Genomic DNA, 18,162 nt, shown 5'->3' with positions numbered 1-18,162 from the left:
TTGTTTTTAAGAGACAGGCCCCCACGCGCATGCCCGAGTCACCTGCTTGAACAGGCAAGGTTGACGGAAATCAGATCTGGCCGTTGTTGACGATCTTGCCGTTTTCGACCTTGTAGCTCCAGACGGGCACGTCGGAGAGCTCGCCCTTGTCGTTCCACTTGAACTTCTTGGTCAGGCCCTGGCCGTCGTAGTTCTTGACGAAGTCGAGCAGGCCCGCCCGGTCCTTGATGCCCTTGTCGATGCCCTTGAGCAGCACGGTCGCGGCGTCGTAGCCCTCGGGCGAGTACGTGCCGGGGTCGTGCCCCTCGATCTGCTTGTAGGCGGCGGTGAACTCCTTGAAGTTGTCCTCCGGCACGCAGGGGCAGGTGAAGTAGGCGCTGCTCGCGGCACTGCCCGCGTTCTTGACGAACTCCTGGTCCTTCACGCCGTCCGGGCCGACGAACTTCGCGGTGACGCCCTTGTCGTTGAGCTGCTGCGCGAACGGCGCGCCCTCGTTGTAGTACCCGGCGTAGAAGATCGCGTCCGGCTTCTCGCTGGCGATCTTGTTGACCACGGCCGAGAAGTCGGTCTGACCGGTCTTCACCTTGTCGCTGCAGGCGGCCTTGGCGCCCAGCGCCTGCTTCACCTGCGCACCGAGACCGGTGCCGTACTCGGAGTCGTCCTCGATCACGCAGACCTTCTTGGCCTGGAGCTTCTCGGTGATGAACTTCGCCGCGGCCGGCCCCTGCACGCTGTCGTTGCCCATGCCGCGGAAGAAGGTCTTCCAGCCGTGGTCGGCCAGCGCCGGGTTGGTCGCCGACGGCGTGATGTGCACCAGCTTCGCCTGCTCGAACAGGTCGCCGGTCGCCTTCGACTCGCCGGAGAAGGGCAGGCCGATCACACCGAGGATCGAGGCCTCGCTGATGGCCTGGGAGACGACACCGGGCGCCTTGTCCGGCTTGCCTTCGGAGTCGAACTGCTTGAGCTGGACCTGGCAGCCGGGGTTGGCCGTGTTGTGCTGCTTCACGGCCAGATCGACGCCGTAGAGGATGTTCTGGCCGAGGGCGGCGTTGGCGCCGTTGATCGTCCCGATGTAGGCCATGGTCGCCCCCGAGCACTGGGCCTTGCCGTCGCCCTTGGGGTCGGCCGCGTTGGCGGCCTGCTGCGGCGCGGCCGCCGACGAGTTGGTGTTGCCGCTGGAACCGCCCTGGTCACGCGCCGCGCACGCAGTCAGTGCCACTGATGCGGCCGCTGCCAGCACGATGATCCGCGTGAGTCGTGCTCTTGACACTCTTCCTCCAAATGCCGACCAGCCGCCCCGATGAGCGGCAGTCCCGTAGGACCTGACTGGGCGCTGAACGTAGCCGCCGGTGGCGGTGTTGCACAGAGTCACTCAGCCTCTTGTATCCACATCGTGACGGTCGTCACGAGCGTTAACGGACGATTTACACCCGATCGTCGTAATGTGACAATCGGGTGATAACGCTGAGTACGCACCGGCACTTCGGGCGGAGCATGGACGAGCCGACCGAATTGTGGCGAAAGTTTAGAACTTCCGCACGGGCCCGGTCCCGGATCCGGCTGATCAGGGAACCGAAGGTAGCAAATGTGCCCGGAAAGACACGCCGCACTGCCCCGGCGAGCGGGAAGCGGGCACGAAAAACGGGCGCGACCCGAAGGTCGCGCCCGTCATCGTTTCGGGAGAGTCAGCCGATACTCTCGACGACCGCCTCGGCGACGGCCTTCATCGTGGTCCGGCGGTCCATCGCGGTCCGCTGGATCCAGCGGAAGGCGTCCGGCTCGGTGAGCCCCTGGCGGCTCATCAACAGCCCCTTCGCCCGGTCGATGACCTTGCGGGTCTCCAGCCGGTCGGTGAGCCCCGCGACCTCGGATTCGAGCGCCTGCAGCTCGGCGAACCGGCTGACCGCGAGCTCGATGGCCGGCACCAGGTCACGCTTGGCGAACGGCTTGACCAGGTAGGCCATCGTGCCGGCGTCGCGCGCCCGCTCGACCAGGTCACGCTGGCTGAACGCGGTGAGGATGACGACCGGCGCTATCCGGTCGCCGGTGATCTTGGACGCCGCCTCGATCCCGTCGAGTTTCGGCATCTTGACGTCGAGGATGACCAGATCGGGCTTCAGTTCGGCGGCGAGGTTGATCGCCTGCTCCCCGTCGCCGGCCTCGCCGACGACCTCGTAGCCCTCTTCACGCAGCATCTCGACCAGATCCAGCCGGATGAGCGCTTCGTCCTCCGCGACGAGTACCCGACGCTGCGGCACGGTGACTGCACCGTTGGCCTCGGCAGCCTGCTCGGTCACCGGGGTCCTCCTGACGACTCGGCGGGACGGTTGATTCGCGGATACCCGCGAATCCGAAGCCTACCGGGAACGATCCAGTCGGCAGAGATGGCGTTCACCACGTAGTGGCCCAGCCGACACCTGGGCCCGCTCATCACCGCGACCGGGTGATCCCGTAGAGTTTCCCCCGTCGCGGCCCCCGTAGCCCAACTGGCAGAGGCAACGGATTCAAAACCCGTCCAGTGTGAGTTCGAATCTCACCGGGGGCACGTACAGCAACCTCACGAGGCTGGCCGACGCGGCGCGCGGCTTCAGCTTGTGAGTCGGACATGGTTTCCGTGACCCTCTCCGCCATCTGGCTGATCTGGGGTACTTGCTCGGCTTGAAGCCGGATAGTGATCGTCGCGTGATCGCCGTCGTCAGGCAAGTGGATGCTCCGTTGCGTGATCTCGACCAGCGACCGCAACAACGGCTCGGGTGCCTCGGCGAGATCGGCTGCCAGGGCGCTGCGCCGATCTTCCCCGAACACGCGCTCTGCGAAAAATCGGGCCACCGCGTCGAGGAGTGCGTCTTCGCGGAGATAGAGCGCCTTCGCATGTCCCTCATATCGGTCGGATCGAGCCCGGTTGGTGTTGCTGGATCGGCACAAGTCGTACGAGCTACCGTGCCGCGGGACTCCGATGAAGCGCCGCCCGCAATCGCAGAAGGCCCTGCCCCGGAACAGGTAGGTAGCCTCGCGCGGCATGACCCAGGTTCAGGAGCTCACGCCCGAGGAGTACTACCGGTCGCGCCCGAAACAGACCGCGGGCGCCGGCGTGATCTACCGCAACCACGCAGGCCACGTCCTGCTCGTCAAAACCACCTACGGCGCACAGAAATGGGAAATCCCCGGCGGCGGACTCGAGCACGGCGAATTCCCCCGCACCACCGCGCAACGCGAAGTGCAGGAGGAACTCGGCATCACCCGCGCAGTCGGCCGCCTCCTCGCCATCGACTGGGTTCCCTACACCCCACCGATTCCCGGCGCCGCGCCGGCCCACCTGGCCAACCACCTCTACGACGGCGGCATCCTCACCGACACCGACATCGCCGCACTCCGGTGCGACCCGACCGAAATCGCCTACTTCGAATTCTGCGACCACGACACCTACCACGCCCACCTCGAACCACACATGGCCCACCGCGTCGACGCCTGCCTCACCGCACTGCAAACCGGCCGGACACCCGACCTGCAACACGGATACGACCCAGCACCCACCACAGCCTGACGCCCCGACTCGCCCCGCTGACAGCCGTCAAGGCGGGTTCGAGACTGCGAGGCCGATCGAGACAGGGCGGATCCAGCGCGAGCAGCACCCGCGCCCGCCTGATCGCCGATGCCGGTGGTGGTCAGCCGGAGCAGTTCCTCGCGATCTCGCGCCGACAACCTGACCGGTCGCTTCAACCGGGAAGCCACGACAACAGCCCCAGCCACACACATCAAAACTAAGCAGCGACACGCTACTGGGTGGTCAGGCTGGCAGCTTGGCCAGTGTCACGCTGCGAGCAGGTCGTTGTCGGTGACGTTGACGATGTAGCCGCCGTAGGAGCGGGCTGGGCCGGTTCGGCGGCAACTCTGCGGCCGGGCACGGTCTTAGTAGGTCGCCTCGGTCAGCAGGGCCTGGGCGGACCGGCGAAACGCGGTCACCAGGTGTGCGCTGTCCCCGGCGCGGGTGGCGAGCACCACCTGACATGGCTCGACCCCGTGCAGCGGGATCGAGATCAGGTCCGGCCGGGTGCCCTCGGCGTGCAACCCGGCGGGCAGGATGGCGACCACCTGCCCGGACGCGATCAGTTCGAATACGTCCTCGAGGTGACTCACCTGCGGCCCGTCGGGTGCCGGCGTGCCATCGGGACGGGGGTCGACACGCCAGAACGAGTCCCATTCGGCAGCGGGCAACCTCGGCACCGGCTCGGTCGCGATGTCGTCGAGGGTGACTGATTCCCGGCCGGCCAGCCAGTGGAACCGGGCGACGAGCAGCACACGGGGCTCGTGGTGCAGGACGGTGACCCGCAGTCCGTCGGTGGCGAACGGCAGCCGTGTCACGACAGCGTCCACACGGTGGCCGAACAGGGCCGTCCGCACCTCCGCCAGCTCCAGGTGCAGTGTGTGCACCTCGGCCTCGGTGTGGTGGTGGCGCAGGTGCCGTACCGCCGGAGTGATGATCAGTCCGCGCGTATGGCCGACGGTGAGCTGATTTGGCACCGCGGCCGCACGGGCGTCCGCCGCAGCCATTGCGGCGACCGCCAGCAGTTGCCCGGCGTGGGGCAGGAACGCGGCCCCGGCGGGGGTCAGACGGGTGCCCTGCCGGTCGCGGTCGAGCAGCCGGGCTCCGACACGCTGCTCAAGGGTCCGGATCTGACGGCTCAGGGTCGGCTGGGTGATGTGCAGCAGTGCCGCGGCACGGGCGAAGTGCTGCTGCTCGGCGACCACCGTGAAGTAACGGACCAGTCGGAGGTCGAACTCGGCCGACGGTACCGCGTTGGCTGTGTCCACAACACCGCAAGATAACCCACTCGCGGCCCGTGATGCCTGGAACGCATCACGGGATGCGAAACAAGCCTTGGACGCGCGCCTGGGCAGCGTGGAGTGTGGGTACAGACGAGGAGGACGCCATGCGACTGGTCTGCATCGAAGAAACACACTTTCGCCAGGAGAGCGTGCGGGCCGCCAAGTCCGCAAATGGACCGTGTCTGCGGGCGACCGCGATGATCGCCGAGATGTTCCGAACCGGGCGACGGGAAAACGTTGGCGTCCATCGCTAGCGTGCTTTCCCCCGCTCTTTTCGGGGCTTCCGGAGCTTTATCGCCACGTGGCTAATCGAGATAACGCGTCTGCCGATCGCGTCCTCGTTCTTTGTGAGAGCCGTTGCCAGGGTGGCCTTGTTGACCGTGCTCACATTGCCCTGAGTGAACTGATTCCCGCCATGCACGACAACCGCTTTGTCAGAACTGATGTGGAGTGAAATCATGATCGAGTATCACGAGACCGTCGTTGTCGGCGGGGGTTTTGGCGGAATCTGCGCTGCGCACGACCTCCTGGAGGAGGGCCGGGGCGACTTCGTCATCCTCGAACGGGCCGGAGAACTGGGTGGGGTGTGGCGGGACAACCGCTACCCCAATGCGGCCTGCGATGTCCCGGCACATTTCTACAGCCTCTCGTTCGCGCCGAACCCGACGTGGACGCGCAGCTACGCGCCGTGGGACGAGATCCTCGCCTACATCAACAAAGTGGCCGACGATCTGGGAGTCCGGGACCGCATCCGGTTCAACACCACTCTGGTGTCGGCGAGTTGGGATGAGCTCGCCGGTGTGTGGAACCTGCGCACCGCTGAGGGAGCATCGCTGTCGTGCCGGTTCCTGATCATGGCAAGTGGTTCACTCAGCACCCCGCGCGTTCCTGATCTTCCGGGGCGCGAGACGTTTCGCGGCGAGGTGATCCACACGGCGGAATGGGACGAGCGAGTCTCCCTGGAAGGTCGGCGCGTGGTGGTCGTCGGTGCGAGCGCCAGTGCCGCGCAGGTTCTCCCTTACGCCGTCGACGTGGCCGAGAGCGTGCTGGCGGTGATCCGCACCCCGCCCTATGTGATGCCGAAGGACGAACAGTTCTACGACGTCGAGGCGCAGGCACTGTTCCGGGACGAACCGGAGCGTATGGAAGCTATCCGCCTCGACGCCGAACACAGGTTCAACGTCGAGGCGGAAACACAGGCGGTCATGGACGAGGCCCAGCTCGCCAAGGTCGAAGGACAGTGGCGTGACTACATGGAGTCGGAGATCGTCGATCCCGGCCTGCGTAACCTCCTGACACCGTCGTACCGGTTCGGCTGTCGCCGGCCGGTCATCTCCAGCACGTTCTACCCCGCCCTTGCCGACCGCAAAACCACCGTCTGGTCGGCCGGAATCTCGTCGATGACCGCGACCGGCGTCGTGACCGGCGACGGGCGCGAATGGGACGCCGACGTGGTCGTTCTCGCGACCGGCTTCACCGCGACCGACATGTACGCCGGGATAGAGTTCCACGGTGAATCCGCGCGGTCGCTGAAGGCGGATGCGTGGCGCGAAGCGCCACATGCGTACAAGGGCACCGTCGTCGCGGGGTTCCCCAATCTCTTCCTCGTGACCGGTCCGCACACCCAGGCGAGTGGGTCCATCATCGCGGTCATCGAGGCGCAGATGAAGATGATCATGCAGTACATTCAGCTCGTCGACGAGAGCGGCGCCGTCTCCGTCCAGCCGTCGCAGAGGGCTCAGCAGAGCTTCAACGACTGGGTCGACAGCGCAATGGCGGACTCCGTCTGGGAGGCCGGTGCGTGCCACAGCTGGTATCGCCTGGGCATGGCGGGCAAGGTCGTGACCAAGTGGCCCGGAAGCCTCGCGAGCTTCCAGAAAATGACCAGCACGGTCGACCTGGGAGATCTCGTACTGAAGTCTGCCAGGCCCGGGGCCCCGGGCCTGGTGGCCTCGTAGTCCGCGGACCCGACCACGAATCCGATGCGAGTCGGCCCGAAACCCCTGGCGGTTAGCGCTGAGCCGGAGCTTCCGGAGTCCGGCTCGGATGTGCCAGTGGGGCGCCGAGCCAGGTCTGCAGTGCCTTGTCCAGCGAGTCCCGGTCGGGTTCGCCGGCCCAGGCGACGTAACCGTCGGGTCGTACGAACATGGCCGCCGGAGCGTCGTCGGCCAGCGGGGCCGTGGTGATCGTCCGCATGCGGTCGCGGTAGGGGGCAACGAGGTCGTGCCGCGCACCGGAGGAGGCCAGCAGGAGCGCCCTGCCGTCGTGCATGTGGTCGGCGAGCCGGGATCCGTCAGCCAGCTCGTAGTCGGGTGCGCTGGCGCCGACCAGCGGATGGTCACCGGAAAGGTCGTATCGCTGACAGATACCCGAGATCTTCTTCGCGAAGTACGTGGCTCCGTCCACGGTTCGCGCCAGGTCGGCCACCACCTCGCGCAGCGCACGAGCATGGGGCTCCGGGCGCATCACCGCGATCTGGGCGCGGGTCCAGTTCAGTACCCAGGTGCCGAGGGGATGCCGCTCGGCGGTGTAGGTGTCCAGCAGCCCGTCCGGTGCCGTCCCCCGCACGGTGGCGGCGAGCTTCCAACCGAGGTTCATCGCGTCGCCCACACTCAGGTTGAGCCCCTGTCCGCCGAACGGAGGGTGCACGTGGGCCGCGTCGCCGGCGAGCAGCACACGCCCCTGCCGGTAGGTCGTGGCCTGACGGGTGTTGTCGGTGAACCGGGTCAGGCTCGTAATCCCGGTAACCGTGGCATCGGCGCCGGTCACGTAGCGGATGGCTGCCTGTAAGTCCTCGGCGGTCGCTGGGGTGTCGTGGTCGGCCGGTGCGCCGTCGAACGCGACCGTGGTGATTCGCCCACGCGGTGGGTCGTTGAGGTAGACGCCGGTGTCGGTCGCATGCCAGCCGACACCAAGGTCCTGCACGCCGGCGATGTCGGCGATCCCGTGGTAGCCGGTGATTTCGGGGGCGGTGCCGGGAAAGTCGAACCCGGCGTCTCGCCCGGACAATCCTATCTGCTCACAAACGACGGCGACCCGGTCGCAGGACCGCCGAGGCACACCGGCGCGGTCGCCCCGCTCCCTCACCCGGATCGTGAGCACGGGAGATCGGAACCATCAGCGCGCCCGAAACCGATTCTCCATCCCGTCGAGCAGGCAATGGGGCGGTCATCGCGTTGGTGACCCTGTTGGTCATCGGGACGGATGGCCGGGCTGCTCGTCGGCGCTATTGGCTCCGGCAGCGCACCCGGCAAGGGCCGCTCCCCTTTCGGTGGGAATCTTTGCCGTCACCACGATAACCGCCTACCTCCTCTGACCCGACGTCCCGAGGCGAGAACGCAATTCAAGCAGGCAAAGCCCATGGCATCTCCACCAGGCACCTGGTGCGCCCCGGTCTGACATCGCCCGCACCCGTGGACCCGGCACAGCAGAAACCTCAACCAGGTAAGCGACAGTCCGAAATACTCCGTCAGCGTCGCCGACATCGTCGCCAGGTGGGGTGATTGGAACTGGTGAAGGTCCGACGACAGCGGTACGGGTGACGCGCCACCAGTAGATAAAAAGCCGATGAACGCGCGGCTACCAACGGCATCTTGGCTGGCTGCCGCCTGTTTACCGAACTGTGAGCCAGGTCATCCGACCGTGCCACGTTTTGCCTCTTTGTGCACATTCGCCAGCCGATTCAGCACGCTCCACCCTTGACCTCCGGCTTCGGGGCGCAATCTGGAAAGCACGGGGATTCCAGTCGGAGATGAGGCGTATCGATGGTGACAGGGGTTGTGGAAGGGGCGGGGGCGCCGGTCGCGATTGTCGGGATCGGCTGCCGGTTTCCGGGTGGAATCGAGGATATGCCCGGTTTCTGGGAGCTGGTCGCGTCCGGAACCGACGCGATCGGCGACGTCCCGGCGGGCCGGTGGCGTATCTCCGACCATTACGACGCGGATCCGGCCGCGCCGGGCCGGATGTTCGTGCGGCAGGGTGGTTTCTTGCGGAATCCGGTCGACGAGTTCGACGCCGGTTTCTTCGGGATGTCGCCGCGCGAGGCGGCCGCGCTGGATCCGCAGCAGCGGCTGCTGCTGGAGGTCACCTGGGAATCGCTGGAGAACGCCGGGATCCCGCCGAAGTCGACCGCGGCCGGCAATGTCGGCGTTTATGTCGGCGGGTTCACTTTCGACGCGGCGACACTGCAGCTGACCGACTCGAACCGGCATCTCGTCAGCTCGGCCACGCCGACCGGCGTGAGCATGACGATGCTGGCCGCTCGGCTGTCGTATGCGTTCGACTGGCGCGGTCCGGCGTTGACCCTCGACACCGCGTGCTCGTCGTCGCTGGTCGCGCTGCATCACGCGGTGGGTGCGCTCGCCCGTGGGGACTGCGACCTCGCGGTGGCGGCCGGGGTGAACGTGATGGTCAATCCGGTCACCACGGTCCTGATGTCCAAGGGGCAGTTCCTTTCGCCGGATGCCCGATGCAAGTCGTTCGACCACCGGGCCAACGGGTATGCCCGTGGTGAGGGCGCGGGTGTCCTGCTGCTGAAGCCGTTGCCCGCGGCGGTGCGTGACGGTGACCGCATCCACGCGGTCGTGCGTGGCACGGCGGTGAACCAGGACGGCCGCACGCCGGGGATCACCGTGCCCAGCGTGGACGCCCAGCGGGCGCTGATCGAGCGGGCCTGCCAGGTCGGGGACGTCGAGCCCGCGTCCGTCGGGTACTTCGAAGCCCACGGCACCGGTACCGCGGTGGGTGATCCGATCGAGGCGACCGCGATCGGTGAGGTGCTGGGAGATTCGTCGCGTACGCACTGGATCGGATCGGTCAAATCGAACTTCGGGCACACGGAGGCGGCGGCAGGCGTCGCCGGGGTGATCAAGGCGGTGCTGTGCCTCGGCAAGGGGCTAATCCCGCCGAACCTGCATTTCGAGCGGCCGAATCCGAAGATCCCGTTCGACCGGCTCCCGCTGCGGGTGCCCACGGAAATGGTGCCGTTCCCGGAGTCGGCCGGGCCGCGCCGGGCCGGGGTGAACTCGTTCGGCTTCGGCGGGACGAACGCGCACGCCATCCTGGAGCAGTGGACGGGACCCGAACCGGTCACGGCGACCGAGGCCGAGGGCGGGCCGGTTCTCCTGCCGCTGTCGGCGCGAAGCCCGGAAGCCCTGCGCGCGCTGGTGGATTCCTACGCGACGATGCTGGAAAGTCCGGAAAGCCCGTCCCTGCGGCGAGTCGCCCGGACGGCGTCGCGGCAGCGTGAGCACCATCCACTGCGGACGTTCGTGGTGGCCGCAGATGCCCGGGAAGCGGCGGCGAAGCTGCGGGAGCTGACTGTCGAGCCGAGGCGGGCGACGCGGCCGGGAAATGCCTTCGTGTACACCGGGATGGGCCCGCAGTGGTGGGGCATGGGTCGCGAACTCCTGGCGACCGAGCCGCGTTTCGCCGAAGTCGTCACGGCCTGCGACGAGGTGCTGGCGAAATTCGGCGTGTGCATGGCGGACGAACTCGGCCGCGACGAAGCCGAGTCACGGCTCACTGAGACGTTGTACGCGCAGGTCGCGAATTTCGTGGTGCAAGCCGGACTCACCGCCTTGTGGCGGGAGTGGGGAATCGAACCGGCCTACATCGTGGGCCACAGTGTGGGCGAGGTCGCTGCCGCTTACGCAGCGGGCGTGTACACGCTCGAAGACGCCCTCACCATCAGCTTCCACCGCGCGAACCTGCAGTCCCGCCTCGCCGGACGCGGCGCGATGGCGGCCGTGGACCTGCCCGCGGACGAGGTCGCCGCGTACCTGCGGGACGGCGTCGCGGTGGCCGCGGTCAACAGCACGTACGCGACAACGCTCGCCGGCGACCACGACGCCTTGGCGGCGGTGAGCCAGCAGCTGACCGCCGCCGGAGCGTCGGTGAAACCGCTCCGCGTCGAGGTGGCGTACCACAGCCACCAGATGGAGGAGATCCGCGAACCGCTGCTCGCCGCGTTGCGGGAGATTCGCCCGCGCCACGCGGAAATCCCGCTGTTCTCGACGGTCACCGGCGACCAGGTCGAAGGTACGGAACTCGACGCCGGTTACTGGTGGCGCAACGTCCGCGAGACGGTGCGGTTCGCCGACGCGTTCCGGCGCGTGCTCACCCGGGCTCCCGGTGCCGTGCTGGAAATCGGCCCGCACCCGGTGCTCGCGTCCGCGATCGACGAGGCGCTGGCCGACCGGCCCGACGACATCGCCCGCCTGGCCTCGTCGCGCCGCAACGAACCGCAGCGTGAATACCTGCTCACCGCGCTCGGGCACCGGTACGCCGCCGGCGCCGATCCGGCGTGGGAGCGCGTGCATCCGGGCCCGCGTGAGCACCTGGATCTGCCGCGGTATCCGTGGCAGCGGGAGCGGCATTGGGTGGAATCGGTGGCGTCGCGGGAAAAGCGGCTGGGTACCGGGAACCTGCGGCTCGGTGGACGGCCCATCGCCGGGGTCACGCCGGTCCACGACGTCGAGCTGTCCACCTCGGCGCTGCCGTACCTGAACGATCACCGGATCGGCGAATCCGTGGTGTTCCCCGGCTCCGGCTATCTGGAAGCCGCCCTGGCCGCTTTCCCGGACGACGAGCCGTGCCTGCTCGAAGACGTCGTGTTCCACCGGCCGCTGGTGCTGGCGCCCTCGTCGATCCCGACGCTGCGGGCCGGCTACGACCCGGCACGGCAGCTGCTCACCTTGCACAGCCGCACCCAGCCCGACGATCCATTGTGGACGTTGCACGCCGAACTGCGCCGCGGCCAGGTCGCCAAGGCGCGGTTGCCGGAACGTCGCACCGGAACGCCCGCCGTGCTGGCCGAAGGACTGCCGGAACTCGGGCACGACGACGTGTACGCCCGGCTCGGCGGTACCGGCCTGAACTACGGTCCGGCCTTCCGTGCCGTGGAACGGTTGTGGTGGCGGCAGGAGAGCCGCGAGGTGTTCGCCGAGTTGCGGCTGGACACCGTCGAGCAGGACGGCCACCGGCTGCACCCCGTAGTGCTCGACGCGGCGCTGCAGGCCGTGATCGCCGGCGCGCTGATGCTCGGCGACGGCGTGGAATCCGGCACCTACGTCCCGGCCCGGATCGATGCGCTGCGGTTCTTCCGTTCGCCGGCTACGCGGTTGTGGGTGCACGGCCGGGGCAGCGACGCTGCGGGGCCGGGCCGGATCGAGTGCGACCTGTCCCTCGTGACCGACGAAGGTGAAGTGGTCGCGGAGATCCGGGGGCTGCAGGCCAGGCGGCTCGCGGAGGCGGCGGACGAGCGGGCGTCGCTGGTCTACGGGCACGAGTGGCAGCCGGAATCGCTGGAGCAGCCCCCGGAACCGGGGCACGACGAGCGGGCGGACGGCCGGTGGATCGTCGTCGGGTCGTCGGCCACGGCGTCCGGGCTCGCCAGGGACCTTGCCGCGGCCGGTGGTGACGTCGTCGCCGTGGATCCGGCCGGTGACGACTGGCTCGATCTTGTGCTCTCCGCGGCTGCGGCCTGCCGTGGTGTGGTTTATCTCGACAGCTCCGACACCGAGGCGCCGTGCGCGCCGATCGCCGCGCCGTTGCGGCTCGTGCAGGAACTGCCTGCCGTGCCGTTGTTCCTCGTGACCACGGGCGCGCAAGGCGCCGCCACAGCGAATCCGTCGGCGGCTTCGTTGTGGGGCTTCGGCCGCGTTGTCGCCGCCGAACGGCCGGAGCTGGGATGCCGGTTGGTGGATCTCGCCCCGGGCGTGTCCGGCGAGGCGCTGCTCGCCGAAGTCCTTCACAACGGCGCAGACGAGGTCTCCCTCCGCCCCGACGGCCGGTATGTGCGGCGGTTGAAGCAGGCCGAGGGCGACTCGGAACTCGACCACGTCCGCGCGCACACCGACGTCACCCCGGTGCGGCTGGCGTCGTCCGGCGGTGAACTCGGTTTCCTCGCCACCACCCGCCGACTGCCCGGGCACGGTGAGGTCGAGATCCGGGTGTCCCACGTCGGGCTGAACTTCAAGGACGTCCTCAAGCACACCGGCCTGATCTCGCCGCACGCGATCGAGGGCAGTCACTCCGGCGAGACCCTCGGCCTCGAATGCGCGGGAACGGTCGTGGCGGTAGGTGACGGCGTTCCCGATATGGAGGTCGGGGATGAGGTGTTCGCGCACAGCCGGGACCTGTTCGTCTCGCACGTGACGCTCGAGGCGGTGCGCGTGGTGAAGAAGCCGGCCGTGTTGTCCGCCGCCGAGGCCGCGTCGCTGCTGCCCGTGGTCACCGCGCACCTGTCGCTTGTCCGGCTCGCGAACCTGCGCGCCGGTGAGCGCGTGCTGGTCCACTCCGCAGCCGGGGGCGTCGGGCTGGCGGCGGCACGGATCGCGAAATGGCTCGGCGCGGAGGTGTTCGTCACCGCGGGCAGCACACAGCGGCGCGATTTCCTGCGCCAGGAGGGCTTTGCGCACGTCGCCGATTCGCGGTCCTCGTCGTTCGCGGACGACATCCTGGACTGGACCGGTGGCGCGGGCGTCGACGTGGTGCTGAACTCGTTGCCCGGCACCATGATCGACCACAGCCTCCGCGCGATGAGCACGTTCGGCCGATTCGTCGAGCTGGGGAAGCCGGGAGACGTCGCGGACCACGCGGTGCGGCTCGCCTCGACCCGGCGGGCGCTGTCGTTCCACTCCTTCGACTACGACCAGATGATGGCCCTGCGACCCGGCGACGTCCGGGCCTGCATGCAGGCGGTCGCGGAACTCTGCGAACAGAAGGCGATCGCGCCGTTGCCGGTCGCCGAGTGGCCGGCCGCTGACGCCGCCGAGGCCTTCCGTGCCATGGCGAGTCCTGAGCACCGCGGGAAGATCGTGCTGCGCATGGCCGATGAGGAGGTGCTGGTTCCGGCGTCGTCGATGCCCGAGGCCCCGATCCGGCCGGACCGGACGTACGTCGTCACCGGTGGTCTCGGCGGTCTCGGCCGGACGGTGGCGCGCTGGCTTGCCGAACAGGGCGCGCGGCACCTCGTGCTCGTCGGCCGCGGCGGGGTCACCACCCTCGCTGCCGAGCAGCTGGTGACGGATCTGACCGCCGAAGGCGTCGAGGTGCGGATCGAGAAGGCCGATGTCGGCGAGCACGCCCAGGTGCGTGTGCTCCTCGCGGAGGTCCGTGCCGCGATGCCCCCGCTCGCTGGTGTCGTGCACGCCGCGGCCGATTTCGACGACGTCGTGCTTGCCGACACCGACGCCGCCCGGCTGATCACGGCGACCCGCCCGAAGGCAGACGGCGCTTGGCATCTGCACCGGGAAACTCTCGGCGACAGCCTCGACTTCTTCGTGCTGTTCTCGTCGGTCGCGGCGCAACTGGGCGCGGTCGGCGCGGGCGCATACGCCACAGCCAACGAATTCCTCAACGGCCTCGCCCGCTACCGGCGCGCGCGGGGGCTTCCCGCGACCAGCGTCGGCTGGGGAATGATCGACGACGTCGGGGTCGCGGTGAGCCGCGACGGATACGTGGGCGATGTCCTTCGCCGCACCGGCCACATCGGCATTTCCCCCGACCGGCTGGTCGCCGAGCTGGGGGCGTTGCTGCACACGCGGCCGGCCGAGGTGTCGGTCGCCGACATCGACTGGGCGCGATGGGCGCGCGCGAATCCGCAGCTCGCGCCGTTGCCGAGGTTCGCCAGCGTGGTTCCGGCGAGCGCCGCGGACAGCGGGGACGAGTCTGTCGGGAAGCGGCTACGGGAGGCGAGCCCGGCCGATCGTGCGTCGATGCTGCCCGCGCTCGTCACACCGTTGCTGCAGCGCACCACGGGCCTCACCGAACAACAGCTCGGTGAAGAGCAGGCGGTCGACGTCGACTCGCTCACCGCGGTCGAAGTACGGGTGCTGCTGCAGAAACACCTCGGGGTCGCGGTGCCGGCGGTGCGGCTGCAGCGCAGCCTCAGCGTGGGCGTGCTCGTCGAGCTTCTCGTCGACGAGCTGGACCGCGCACAGCCCGAAACCGCCGCCGCCTCGCACGAGATCACCTCGGCCGACGGGCTGGTGATCTACGGCCACCTGAGCGTTCCCCCTGCTCCCGGACCGCATCCGGCCGTTGTGGTGTGCACAGCGGGCGAAGGCGGAGCGTTGAACGCCGACGGCGACTACGCGCACCTCAGCGAGCACGCACCACTGCTCGCCGCCGGGTTCGCCGTCCTCACCGTCGACCAGCGCGGCGCGCCAGGGCACGGTCCCGATTTCACCGCCATGGCCGAAATGGGCGGCGGAGACGTCGACGACGTCATCGCGGCAACCCGGTACCTCGCCGATCTGCCGGAGATCGACGGCAGCCGGATCGGCATCGTGGGCACCAGCCGTGGCGCCTATACCGCGTTGCTGGCGCTGGAACGCCGCCCCGATCTGTGGCGGCACGCGGCACTGCTGATGGGCCTGTACGACCCGGCGACACTCGTCGCGGCCGAACACGCCCAGCCCGGCACGCTGCTCCCGGCGAACTCCGGGTTCAGCCCGGCCGACGTCGAAAGCTACTTCGCCGCACCGGAACGGCAGCCGCTCGCCGGCGTCGGCACGCTCGGCACACCGCTGCTGATCGTGCACGGCGACGCGGATTCCGTCGTTCCCCTTACGCAGTCGGAAGAACTCGTCGCCCGGGTGCGGGAGGCGGGCCTGCCCGTGGAGATGATCACCGTGTCCGGGCTGGCACACGACAGCGAACACGAAGATCAGGCGTGGACCGGCTTGTGGCCCGAGATCGGCCAGTTCCTCCGGGAGGGCACGCGATGACGACGCGAACGGAAGCACTGATCATCGGCGCCGGGCTGTCCGGGATCGGGCAGGCCGTGGCACTCGCGCGGGCCGGGATCGATTTCGTGGTGCTGGAGAAGGCGCCGGACCTCGGCGGCACCTGGCAGTCCACCACGTATCCCGGTGCGGCCTGCGACGTCGAGGCGCACCTGTATTCGTACTCGCACACCAAGAATCCATACTGGCGCTCGACCTACGCCGGTCAGGAGGAAATCCTCGGGTACCTCCGCGGCGTCGCCGCGCGCCACGGGCTGCTGCCACGGATCCGCTTCGACACCCGGGTAGTGAGCGCGCGCTGGGACGAGGGCACCGCGGAGTGGACCGTCGAGACCGCGGACGGCGCCACCTACCTCAGCCGGTTCCTCGTGCTGGGAGTCGGCGACCTGCACATCCCCCGGATTCCCGAGGTGCCCGGCGCGGCGACGTTCCGGGGCAGCACCTGGCATACGTCGTGCTGGAACCACGACGTCGACCTGGCGGGCAAGCACGTGACGCTTGTCGGCGTCGGCGCCTCCGGGGTGCAGGTCGCGCCACACTTGGCCGAACAAGCCGCATCGCTGACGATCTTCCAGCGCACCGCGCCATGGGTGCTGCCGAAGGCGGACACAGCGATCCCCCGGTGGCAGCAACGGCTTTTCGCGTGGTTCCCGGCCGCGCAGTCGGTGCACCGGCTGGGGATCTACCTGCAACGGGAGAAACGCGGCTTCGGCTTCCATACCCGCCCGGATCTGCTGCGCGTCGCCGAGCCGATCGTGCGGCGGCGGATCGCCGGGCAGATCGCCGACCCGTCGCTGCGCGCGCTCGTGACACCGGACTATCCGCTGGGCTGCAAGCGAGTCCTGTTCTCCACCGACTACTACGCGACGCTGAACCGGCCGGACGTGCACGTCGTGGCCGGCGGCCCGGCCGAGATCCGCCCGGACACGATCGTCGACGCGGCCGGCGAGGAACATCGGGCCGACGTACTCGTCTACGCCACCGGATTCGACATCACCGGCTCGTTCGACCGGATCGAGATCGCCGGCATCGGCGGCCGGCTGCTGAAGGAAGCGTGGCAGGGCGGCGCGCACGGCTACTACGGGCTCTCGGTGCCGGACTTCCCGAATATGTTCATGCTCCTGGGACCGAACGGGGTAGCGCCGTACACGAGCGTCGTGCCGAACATCGAGGCACAGTCCCGCTACGTGGTCCGAGCCATCCACACCACCCGCGCGGCCAGTGCCCAGGCCCTGACCGTCCGCCGCGACGCGACCGACCGCTTCCTGGCCGAGATGCGGACACGCTTCGCCCGGACGGTCTGGGCCCCCGGCAACTGCCGCAACTGGTACCAGAACGACTCGCCCGGCGGAACCGTCCTGTGGCCGGACTCGACCCTGCGCTACCGCCTGCGCCTGCGCACCCTGCGGAAGGACGACTACGAATTCCTACCCGCACGGGAAGCCGTTCCGGCGGGAAGGTGAGTGGTGGGTCGCCGGACTCACCACTTCCCTGGTAGGGAAGCCGGTCCGCAACCCGGGTTTCACTTCTCGGTGCCGGTCAGTCGTGGGCGAGGGTCCGGGGGCTGTCCGGATCTGTGGGGTGGTCGTCCTTGTGGACATCGGGGCCCCTTGGCGAGACTTCGGGTGTGGAGGACACGGGGCGGTTCGAGATCGTCGTGGTGGTGTGTGCGGACGTGGTGCTGCTCGACCTCGCGGGACCGGTGCAGGTGCTCGCCGGCGCGGGCGGCTACCGGGTACGGCTGGCCTCGGTGGACGGCAGGCCGGTGCGCTCGGACACCGGGGTGGTGCTGGGTGTCGACTGTGCACTGTCCGAAGTAGACACTCCGGTCGACACGGTGCTCGTCCCGGGACCGCCGCCGGACCGGCTCGGCGGCTTCCCCTCGGCGTTGCTCGCCGGGATCGGGCGGCTTGGCGAGACCGCGCGCCGGGTCACCTCGGTGTGTACCGGCGCGTTCCTGCTGGCGGAGGCCGGATTGCTGGCCGGGCGGCAGGCCACCACGCACTGGTCGATGTGTGCCGAGCTGACCGCGCGGTTCCCCGGCGTCGCCGTGCGGCCCGACGCCATCTACGTGCGTGACGGCCGGATCGTGACCTCGGCCGGGGTGACCGCGGGGATCGACCTGGCCCTCGCACTGGTCGAGGAGGACCTCGGACCGGAGGTCGCCAGGGCCGCCGCACGACAACTCGTGGTGTTCCTGCGCCGCCCCGGTGGTCAGTCGCAGTTCAGTGTCTGGGGCGACGTCCCCGCGCCGCGTACCCCGGCGCTGCGCGTCGTGCTGGACGCGGTGGCGGCCGAGCCCGCCGGCGATCACTCCCTGTCCGGCATGGCCACCCGCGCGCGGGTCAGCGAGCGCCAGCTGACCCGGCTGTTCCAGCGGGAACTCGGGGTCACGCCGGGGCAGTACGTCGCCCGGATCCGCGTCGAAGCCGCCCGCGTGCTGCTCGAATCCGGCGACGCCGGTGTGGAGACCGTGGCCCGCCGGTGCGGCTTCGGTTCCGGCGAGACCATGCGCCGCCTGTTCCTCCAGGTTCTCGGTATCACCCCCACCGCGTACCGGCAACGGTTCGCGTACTCGTAGAGG

At 68.9% G+C, this 18,162-nt stretch carries 9 protein-coding genes and 1 tRNA gene; 6 read left to right on the top strand and 4 right to left on the bottom strand.

The genetic code is table 11. The annotated features are described in order from the left end of the window. Positions 1 to 70: 70 nt before the first annotated feature. Positions 71 to 1,240 carry a branched-chain amino acid ABC transporter substrate-binding protein gene (locus tag ACFWX1_RS08435; protein WP_378385244.1) on the bottom strand — a complete coding sequence of 390 codons (1,170 nt, stop codon included), beginning with the start codon at positions 1,238 to 1,240 and terminating at the stop codon, positions 71 to 73. 445 nt (positions 1,241 to 1,685) lie between these two features. Continuing rightward, a complete protein-coding gene (locus ACFWX1_RS08430; protein WP_378385208.1) occupies positions 1,686 to 2,297 on the bottom strand; it encodes an ANTAR domain-containing response regulator in 612 nt (203 codons plus the stop codon). 174 nt (positions 2,298 to 2,471) lie between these two features. Between ACFWX1_RS08430 and ACFWX1_RS08425 the strand changes: the two genes are divergently transcribed. Next, positions 2,472 to 2,545 (top strand) — tRNA-Leu (locus ACFWX1_RS08425). A 474-nt stretch (positions 2,546 to 3,019) separates the two neighbouring features. Continuing rightward, on the top strand, positions 3,020 to 3,544 hold the full coding sequence (locus tag ACFWX1_RS08420; RefSeq protein WP_378385206.1) for an NUDIX domain-containing protein: 525 nt from the start codon (positions 3,020 to 3,022) through the stop codon (positions 3,542 to 3,544). Between the two features lie 365 nt (positions 3,545 to 3,909). Here the strand turns inward: ACFWX1_RS08420 and ACFWX1_RS08415 are convergent, their stop codons facing one another. Beyond that, positions 3,910 to 4,812 carry a LysR family transcriptional regulator gene (locus ACFWX1_RS08415; RefSeq protein WP_378385204.1) on the bottom strand — a complete coding sequence of 301 codons (903 nt, stop codon included), beginning with the start codon at positions 4,810 to 4,812 and terminating at the stop codon, positions 3,910 to 3,912. 473 nt (positions 4,813 to 5,285) lie between these two features. On the opposite strand from ACFWX1_RS08415, the gene ACFWX1_RS08410 reads away from it, so the two are divergent. Next, positions 5,286 to 6,785 carry a flavin-containing monooxygenase gene (locus ACFWX1_RS08410; protein ID WP_378385202.1) on the top strand — a complete coding sequence of 500 codons (1,500 nt, stop codon included), beginning with the start codon at positions 5,286 to 5,288 and terminating at the stop codon, positions 6,783 to 6,785. 52 nt (positions 6,786 to 6,837) lie between these two features. Here ACFWX1_RS08410 and ACFWX1_RS08405 read toward each other — a convergent pair whose 3' ends face one another. Beyond that, on the bottom strand, positions 6,838 to 7,836 hold the full coding sequence (locus ACFWX1_RS08405; RefSeq protein WP_378385200.1) for an FAD-dependent monooxygenase: 999 nt from the start codon (positions 7,834 to 7,836) through the stop codon (positions 6,838 to 6,840). 755 nt (positions 7,837 to 8,591) lie between these two features. Between ACFWX1_RS08405 and ACFWX1_RS08400 the strand changes: the two genes are divergently transcribed. From ACFWX1_RS08400 to ACFWX1_RS08390, 3 genes are all read left to right on the top strand, one after another. Next, positions 8,592 to 15,560, top strand: a complete 6,969-nt coding sequence (locus ACFWX1_RS08400) for an SDR family NAD(P)-dependent oxidoreductase (RefSeq protein ID WP_378385198.1) — start codon at positions 8,592 to 8,594, stop codon at positions 15,558 to 15,560. Beyond that, positions 15,557 to 17,041 carry a flavin-containing monooxygenase gene (locus tag ACFWX1_RS08395; RefSeq protein WP_378385196.1) on the top strand — a complete coding sequence of 495 codons (1,485 nt, stop codon included), beginning with the start codon at positions 15,557 to 15,559 and terminating at the stop codon, positions 17,039 to 17,041. Before ACFWX1_RS08400 ends, ACFWX1_RS08395 begins: the two co-directional genes overlap by 4 nt. Before the next feature lie 164 nt (positions 17,042 to 17,205). Then, positions 17,206 to 18,159 carry a GlxA family transcriptional regulator gene (locus ACFWX1_RS08390; RefSeq protein WP_378385194.1) on the top strand — a complete coding sequence of 318 codons (954 nt, stop codon included), beginning with the start codon at positions 17,206 to 17,208 and terminating at the stop codon, positions 18,157 to 18,159. Positions 18,160 to 18,162: the final 3 nt, after the last annotated feature.

The organism is Amycolatopsis sp. NPDC059021, assembly GCF_042739895.1.
Taxonomy (GTDB): Bacteria; Actinomycetota; Actinomycetes; order Mycobacteriales; family Pseudonocardiaceae; genus Amycolatopsis.
This window is presented reverse-complemented; position numbering and strand designations above follow the sequence as displayed.

Coding starts and splice junctions, on each gene's coding strand:
- ACFWX1_RS08420 (WP_378385206.1), top strand. CDS start 3,020: ATGACCCAGGTTCAGGAGCTCACGCCCGAGGAGTACTACCGGTCGCGC.
- ACFWX1_RS08410 (WP_378385202.1), top strand. CDS start 5,286: ATGATCGAGTATCACGAGACCGTCGTTGTCGGCGGGGGTTTTGGCGGA.
- ACFWX1_RS08400 (WP_378385198.1), top strand. CDS start 8,592: ATGGTGACAGGGGTTGTGGAAGGGGCGGGGGCGCCGGTCGCGATTGTC.
- ACFWX1_RS08395 (WP_378385196.1), top strand. CDS start 15,557: ATGACGACGCGAACGGAAGCACTGATCATCGGCGCCGGGCTGTCCGGG.